The sequence below is a fragment of the Pseudomonas sp. 43mfcvi1.1 genome (assembly GCF_900115935.1).
Lineage (GTDB): Bacteria > Pseudomonadota > Gammaproteobacteria > Pseudomonadales > Pseudomonadaceae > Aquipseudomonas > Aquipseudomonas bijieensis.
In genome coordinates, this window is sequence record NZ_UETT01000020.1 from 104,583 (window position 1) to 111,437 (window position 6,855).

At 60.0% G+C, this 6,855-nt stretch carries 8 protein-coding genes; 5 read left to right on the plus strand and 3 right to left on the minus strand.

From position 1 onward, the window contains the following. Positions 1 to 4: 4 nt before the first annotated feature. The 5 genes from glyA to DTP52_RS28885 all read left to right on the plus strand — a co-directional run bounded on the left by glyA (position 5) and on the right by DTP52_RS28885 (position 5,297). Positions 5 to 1,258 (plus strand): serine hydroxymethyltransferase, encoded by a 1,254-nt coding sequence (gene glyA, locus DTP52_RS28865; protein ID WP_058544066.1) that lies wholly within the window; start codon positions 5 to 7, stop codon positions 1,256 to 1,258. A gap of 208 nt (positions 1,259 to 1,466) precedes the next feature. Continuing rightward, positions 1,467 to 1,997, plus strand: coding sequence for a hypothetical protein (locus DTP52_RS28870; protein ID WP_109756397.1), 531 nt, complete (start codon positions 1,467 to 1,469; stop codon positions 1,995 to 1,997). Between the two features lie 486 nt (positions 1,998 to 2,483). Continuing rightward, a complete protein-coding gene (locus DTP52_RS28875; RefSeq protein WP_109756398.1) occupies positions 2,484 to 3,797 on the plus strand; it encodes a C4-dicarboxylate transporter DctA in 1,314 nt (437 codons plus the stop codon). Positions 3,798 to 3,856: 59 nt separating this feature from the next. Beyond that, positions 3,857 to 4,561 (plus strand): FadR/GntR family transcriptional regulator, encoded by a 705-nt coding sequence (locus DTP52_RS28880; RefSeq protein WP_109756399.1) that lies wholly within the window; start codon positions 3,857 to 3,859, stop codon positions 4,559 to 4,561. Between the two features lie 22 nt (positions 4,562 to 4,583). Beyond that, entirely contained in the window at positions 4,584 to 5,297 is a 714-nt protein-coding gene (locus DTP52_RS28885) for a GntR family transcriptional regulator (protein ID WP_109756400.1), read from the plus strand. On the opposite strand, the gene yjiA is transcribed toward DTP52_RS28885, so the two are convergent. From yjiA to DTP52_RS31785, 3 genes are all read right to left on the minus strand, one after another. Next, positions 5,289 to 6,260, minus strand: coding sequence for a GTPase (gene yjiA / locus DTP52_RS28890; RefSeq protein ID WP_178082510.1), 972 nt, complete (start codon positions 6,258 to 6,260; stop codon positions 5,289 to 5,291). The two genes, DTP52_RS28885 and yjiA, sit on opposite strands and share 9 nt — an antisense overlap. A 290-nt stretch (positions 6,261 to 6,550) precedes the next feature. Then, the gene (locus DTP52_RS28900; protein ID WP_003201656.1) at positions 6,551 to 6,748 is read right to left on the minus strand and encodes a YbdD/YjiX family protein; all 198 of its coding nucleotides are present in this window, start codon (positions 6,746 to 6,748) and stop codon (positions 6,551 to 6,553) included. 13 nt (positions 6,749 to 6,761) lie between these two features. Further along, positions 6,762 to 6,855, minus strand: a 94-nt coding sequence (locus DTP52_RS31785) for a hypothetical protein (RefSeq protein WP_371925661.1), incomplete at its 5' end; no start/stop codon positions are given.

A 6,855-nucleotide genomic window follows, 5' to 3' on the forward strand; every position in this document is an offset into this window, starting at 1 on the left:
CGCCATGTTCAGCCGTGATTTGACTATTGCCAAGTACGACGCCGATCTCTTTGCCGCCATGGAGCAAGAAGCTCAGCGCCAGGAAGAGCACATTGAGCTGATCGCTTCGGAAAACTACACCAGCCCCGCGGTGATGGAAGCTCAAGGCTCGGTACTGACCAACAAGTACGCCGAAGGCTATCCGGGCAAGCGCTACTACGGTGGTTGCGAGTATGTCGACGTGGTCGAGCAACTGGCCATCGACCGCGCCAAGCAACTGTTCGGCGCCGATTACGCCAACGTCCAGCCGCACGCAGGCTCCCAAGCCAACGCCGCCGTGTACCTGGCGCTGCTGTCGGCCGGTGACACCATCCTGGGCATGAGCCTGGCCCACGGCGGTCACCTGACCCACGGCGCCAGCGTTTCCTCCTCCGGCAAGCTGTACAACGCGATCCAGTACGGCATCGACGGCAACGGCCTGATCGATTACGACGAAGTCGAGCGCCTGGCGCTGGAACACAAGCCGAAAATGATCGTGGCCGGTTTCTCCGCCTACTCCCAGGTCCTCGACTTCCCGCGCTTTCGCGAGATCGCCGACAAGGTCGGTGCCTACCTGTTCGTCGACATGGCTCACGTGGCCGGCCTGGTCGCCGCTGGCGTCTACCCGAACCCGGTGCCATTCGCCGACGTGGTCACTACCACCACCCACAAGACCCTGCGCGGTCCACGTGGCGGCCTGATCCTGGCTCGCGCCAACGCCGACATCGAGAAGAAGCTGAACTCCGCTGTCTTCCCAGGCGCCCAGGGTGGCCCACTGGAGCACGTGATCGCTGCCAAGGCGATCTGCTTCAAGGAAGCCCTGCAACCTGAGTTCAAGGCTTACCAGCAGCAAGTGGTGAAAAACGCCAAGGCCATGGCCGGCGTGTTCATCGAACGCGGCTTCGACGTGGTGTCCGGCGGTACCGAGAACCACCTGTTCCTGCTCTCGCTGATCAAGCAAGAGATCTCCGGAAAAGACGCCGATGCGGCGCTGGGCAAGGCGTTCATCACCGTGAACAAGAACTCGGTGCCAAACGACCCACGCTCCCCGTTCGTCACCTCGGGCCTGCGTTTCGGCACCCCGGCCGTGACCACTCGCGGCTTCAAGGAAGCCGAGTGCAAGGAACTGGCCGGCTGGATCTGCGACATCCTGGCAGACCTGAACAACGAAGCGGTGATCGACGCCGTGCGTGAGAAGGTCAAGGCTATCTGCAAGAAGCTGCCGGTGTACGGCGCTTAATCAGCTCGCCAAAACGTAACCAAAAAGGCCCGCATCGAAAGATGCGGGCCTTTTTTATTGGCGTTGTAAAACATACGATCAAACAACTAACGCCAGCCAGCATTTAACCTCCTGTAATACAGACAGCCCCACAAGGGATTAACAACTCAATAAGATCCAGTTCGCCCCATCCAAAATTTAATCAACAACTACAGGAGTCAATATTCACATGGACAGTGAAAATTCCTTTCATGCAACACTTGATATGTTTAGCGCTCACGTCAATCTACTGGAAAGGCTGCATGGCAAACCCGCGCTGGCGACCGTCAGCTCTTTCAGCGGTGGTTTTTATACCGGCAAACCCCAGACCCAGGATCATTCACACCTGCTTGGCATGCGCGCCGAAGATCCGAGGACGCGCGGTGAACCCTTGCGGTTGCACTTCCGGCATACCGCGAATGGCTATATCCTGACCCTAAAAAACACTGGCGAGCACTACAACAAAGTGCTCAGTAAAAGCTGGTTCGAAGTACTTGGTGCAAAGGATCCCAACACTAAAAAGCCGACTCTTTTCACCCTTATCGACTTTCAACAGAATGTCATCACGCCGAAAAATATCAAATCCGGCCACACCCGCATTTCGCTCATGACCGCCAATAAAAAACATGTGGGGGGATTAAGACTGCGAGGTTCGCCTTATCTCTATCTTGCCGAGACGGAAGAACAGTCAAAAGCGACGTTCATTCTGAGTATTCTCTGAGCAAAATACCCGTAGAACATTTTAATGTAAGACAGGGACAACCCATCTATCCCCTGTGGCGAGGGGATTTATCCCCGTTGGGCTGCGCAGCAGCCCCAAAAGCTTGAATGCGATTCACCTGGCACACCACAGTGGCCGGGTCAGGGCTGCTGCGCAGCCCAGCGGGGATAAATCCCCTCGCCACAATGAATCAAGCAATCCTTAAGTGAACAGCATTGCGCCGCAGTCTTGTGTTCTCTCCTCACTATTTGCGTAGGCATCTGGCGGCAAAATTTTTTCCAGCCGGAAAAAGGCTCAAGCTCAAGGCTTTCACCACAACTGGTAAGACCGGTAAAGCCAAATCATCACAATCAAGCTTGCATACCCGCAAAAACAGCGCCTAGACTGCGCCTGCACTGGACAAACCGGTAAGACCACAATAATGAAGTCCTGACGCCAACAGCCCCAGCGCCGGCGGACATGGACACCGAACCAGGAATCCCTCCCATGCTCAAATGGTGCTCGCGGTCGATCTTCCTTCAAGTTGTCCTCGGACTGGTGCTCGGCATCGTCTGCGGGCTTACCCTTCCCGAATACTCTGCACAGCTCAAACCCCTCGGCGACGGCTTTATCAAGCTGATCAAGATGCTCATCGGCCTGATCGTGTTCTGCGTGGTGGTCAGCGGCATCTCCGGCGCCGGTGATCTCAAGAAGGTCGGGCGCATCGGCCTCAAGTCGGTCATCTATTTCGAAATACTCACCACCATCGCCTTGGTCATCGGCCTGGTCTTTGCCTTCACCACGGGCATCGGCAGCGGCGCGAACATCCATCTTGACCAGCTTTCCAGCGCCGACATGGGCGATATCGCCCAGCGCGGCCAGCACATGGTCACCACCACCCAGTTCCTGATGAACCTGATCCCGACGTCAGTGATCGGAGCATTCGCGGAGAACAACATCCTGCAGGTGCTGCTGTTTGCCGTGCTGTTTGGCAGCGCACTGAATCTCGTCGGTGATGCCGCGTCCGGTATTTCCCGCCTGATCAACGAACTCAGCCACGTGATCTTCCGCATCATGGGCATGATCGTGCGCCTGGCCCCTATCGGTGTCTTTGGCGCCATTGCCTTCACCACCAGCAAATACGGCCTGGATTCGCTACAGCACCTGGGCAACCTCGTCGGCCTGTTCTACCTGACCTGCATCGCTTTTGTCGCGGTGATCCTGGGCGTGGTGATGCGCGTGTCGGGCCTGCCGATGCTGCCGTTCCTCAAATACCTGCGCGAAGAGCTGCTGATCGTACTCGGCACCGCGTCGTCCGACGCCGTGTTGCCACAGATCATGCGCAAACTCGAACACCTGGGGGTCGGCAGCTCTACCGTGGGCCTGGTCATTCCCACCGGCTACTCGTTCAACCTCGATGGTTTTTCGATCTACCTGACCCTGGCCATTGTCTTCATCGCCAACGCGACCGGTACGCCCCTGGCCATGAGCGATCTGTTGACCATCCTGCTGGTCTCGCTGATCACCTCCAAGGGCGCCCATGGGATTCCCGGCTCGGCGCTGGTGATCCTGGCGGCCACGCTGACCGCGATCCCGGCAATCCCGGTGGTCGGCCTGGTGCTGGTGCTGGCCGTGGACTGGTTCATGGGCATCGGTCGCGCCCTGACCAACCTGATTGGCAATTGCGTGGCGACCGTGGCGATCGCCCGCTGGGAAAAAGACATCGACATCCCTCGTGCGCGCAAGGTGCTGTCCGGTCAACAAGGCTATACCTTCCAACCCAGAAAACCGGTGGGCAGTGCCCATCACCAGCAATTCTGAAAGACTGCGGTGCCGGCCCGCGAACCGGCACCGCCTGAGTGATTTTCAAGGAGTGACATGTGATCAGTTCATCAACCGTCGTCAATTCCGTGGTGGAGAAGCTCCGCGCCGCCCTGGCCCGGGGCCAATGGCGCTCGGGCGAGATGCTGCCCGGCCAACGCGAGCTGGCCGAACAACTGGGCATCAGCCGACCCAGCCTGCGTGAAGCGGTGATTGTGCTGGAGACCCTGGGCCTGGTGCGCTCGATGCCCGGCAAGGGCGTGGTGGTGCTGGAGGCCACTCTCAGCGATACAGCCAGTGAAGGCAGCGCCATGGCCGGCGCGAGCCTGGAAGACGTGCTGCAACTGCGCTACACCCTGGAGCCCTTCATCGTCGGTCTTGTGGCCCAGTCCATCAGCAGCAAGGAAGTCGGCCAGTTGCGCCTGACCCTCATGGACATGCGCGAAGCCCTGGAAGCCGACGACAGCGATGCCTGCGCCAACGCCTACATCGCCTTCCATGAAGAATTGTTTGCCCTGACGTCCAACCCGATCTTCCAGAACGTGGTCCAGCAGACCAGCAACGCCCTCAAGCAAAGCGCCGATGTGCTGCGCAACTCACCCGAACACCTGGCCGAGCGCCTGGAAGAAAACGAAGCCGTGGTCCGTGCCATCCGGGGCAAGAACAGCGCCCAGGCCAGCGCCGAAATGCGTCGGCACATTCTCCGGGAAGGCCAGCGCATGGGCATCGAATTGAATATTCCGGACGACAACCTCGGCACCTGAGCCATTGCCTGCGGAGACCGCCATGAACACTCTCGTTTCCCATCAACATAATCGCAATATGCTTGCCGCCCTGCCTCTGCCCGGCCGGATCGGCAAACCGTCGGTGGACGATATCTACCCGCGAATCTTCGACGCCATCCTCGAACAACGCATTGCCCCGGCCAGCCGCTTCACCGAAGAAAGCCTGGGGGATGTGTTCGGTGTCAGCCGCAGCATCATTCGCCGGGTGCTGGCGCGCCTGTCCCACCAGCAAGTGGTGATCCTGCGACCGAATCACCGGCCACAAGTCGCCGCACCGGACCTGGAACAGACCCGGCAGATCCTCCACGCCCGCCGCCTGGCTGAGCAGACCCTGGTGCGCCTGGCCTGCAAGGCACCGCAACCGCAGGATCTACGGCATCTGCGGGATCTGGTGGAACAGGAGCAGCGCTGCCTGGATCGCGGTGAGCGCGGCCCGGCGATACGCCTGTCCGGCGAGTTTCACCTGCAACTGGCCACCATGGCCGGCAACGCGCCATTGGCACAATTCCTCGGTAGCCTGGTGCCATTGACCTCGCTGGCCCTGGCGCGGCACGAGGTCAAATCCCGCCGGCACTGCGCCTGGCAGGAACACCTGGCAATCGTCGACGCGGTGGAAGGCCGTAACGTCAACGAAGCGCTGCGGCTGATGGACGAGCACCTGGACCACCTGGAGCAAAAACTGCTGCTGGCCGCAGGCACGGGATCGTCAAAGTAGAGCGGCTTCGAAGCCGGCGCGGATCTTCTCTTCGGGCAGTTCGTCGGCGATGAACACGATCACGCTTTCCCGGGCTTCGCCTGCCGCCCATTCGGTGTCCCAATCGAAACCGTACAATTTGAGCACGCCCTGGAACACCAGCCGACGGGGTTCGCCCGCGATGTTCAGCACGCCTTTGTAGCGCAGCAATTGCTTGCCATGTTCTTCCAGCAACTGGTTCATGAACTCGCTGAGCTTGTCGATATCCAGCGGCTTGTCCGTGCGCAGCACCAGGCTGCTGATGCGATCGCCCGGGGTCGCCTTGCCAACCGGACGCAGGCTGAACCCCGCGCCCAGGTCGGCATTGAGGTTGAAACCACGAATGTCGAGCAGCTCGGCCAGGTCGATCTTGCCGTGTTCGACCACCCTGATCGGCGCGCGCCGGTTGATCCGCGCCAGACGCTCGCCAAGGGCCTGGACCTGGGCCGCTTCCACCAGATCGGTCTTGCTCAGGAGCAGGCGATCGGCAAACCCGACCTGGGCCTGGGCGATGGCCTGGGTCAGGTGGATCTCGGCGTGCGCGGCGTCCACCAGGGTCAGGATGCCGTCGAGGATATAGCGCTCGCGCAAGTCCTCGTCGATGAAGAACGTCTGCGCCACTGGCGCCGGATCAGCCAGGCCGGTGCATTCGATCACCAGGCGGTCGAAGGCGATTTCGCCGCTGTCCAGTCGTTCGAGCAGCAGGTACAGGGCCTTGGTCAGGTCGGTGTGAATGGTGCAGCACACGCAACCGTTGGCCAGGGTCATGACTTGCACCGGCTCGTCGCCCAATAACTGGGTATCGATGCCGGCATCGCTGAATTCATTCTCGATCACGGCGATTTTCAGGCCGTGCTCGGCCTTGAGCAGATAGCGCAAAAGCGTGGTCTTGCCGGCGCCGAGGAAGCCGCTGAGGATGGTGACCGGGATGGGAGAGGACAACATGGTTCTCCTGTTTCGAAATTAAAAGAAGACCACAAGCCAATGTGGGAGCGAGCCTGCTCGCGATGGCGGTGGGTCAGTCGGCATCGATGCTACTGACCCGACGCCATCGCGAGCAAGCTCGCTCCCACAAGGGATCTGTGGTGCATGCAAATCCTGAGACCACCTCAAACAACTGTGGGAGCGAGCCTGCTCGCGATCGCGGTGGGTCAGTCAACAGCATCGTTCACTGACACTCCGCTATCGCGAGCAAGCCCGCTCCCACAAGGAGTTACCTCAACCCAAGCGGTGCTTCAACAGCACTTGGGCCCACCCTTGCCGCCGTAACGGGCCTCCTGGCGTTCGCGAAAGAACGCCTCGTAGTCCATCAACGGCTTGTCCGGGTGTTTGGTCTGCATGTGCTCGACGTAGTTGTCGTAGTCGGGCATGCCGACCATCAGGCGGGCGGCCTGACCGAGGTATTTACCCAGGCGACTCAAATCATTGAACATCGTTGCAATCCTCTCAAGCGTCCGGCAGTGCCTGGAATGGCGCTTCTTTGTCCGTGCGTTCCTTGGTGCCCCAGGCGGCGATGCCGACCTTGAGCGCGTAGAACAGG

What these genes read in the sequence shown, in the direction of transcription:
- DTP52_RS28885 (WP_109756400.1), top strand. Translation starts at nt 4,584, where the DNA reads ATGAACACTCTCGTTTCCCATCAACATAATCGCAATATGCTTGCCGCC.
- DTP52_RS28875 (WP_109756398.1), top strand. Translation starts at nt 2,484, where the DNA reads ATGCTCAAATGGTGCTCGCGGTCGATCTTCCTTCAAGTTGTCCTCGGA.
- DTP52_RS28870 (WP_109756397.1), top strand. Translation starts at nt 1,467, where the DNA reads ATGGACAGTGAAAATTCCTTTCATGCAACACTTGATATGTTTAGCGCT.
- DTP52_RS28900 (WP_003201656.1), bottom strand. Translation starts at nt 6,748, where the DNA reads ATGTTCAATGATTTGAGTCGCCTGGGTAAATACCTCGGTCAGGCCGCC.
- glyA (WP_058544066.1), top strand. Translation starts at nt 5, where the DNA reads ATGTTCAGCCGTGATTTGACTATTGCCAAGTACGACGCCGATCTCTTT.
- yjiA (WP_178082510.1), bottom strand. Translation starts at nt 6,260, where the DNA reads ATGTTGTCCTCTCCCATCCCGGTCACCATCCTCAGCGGCTTCCTCGGC.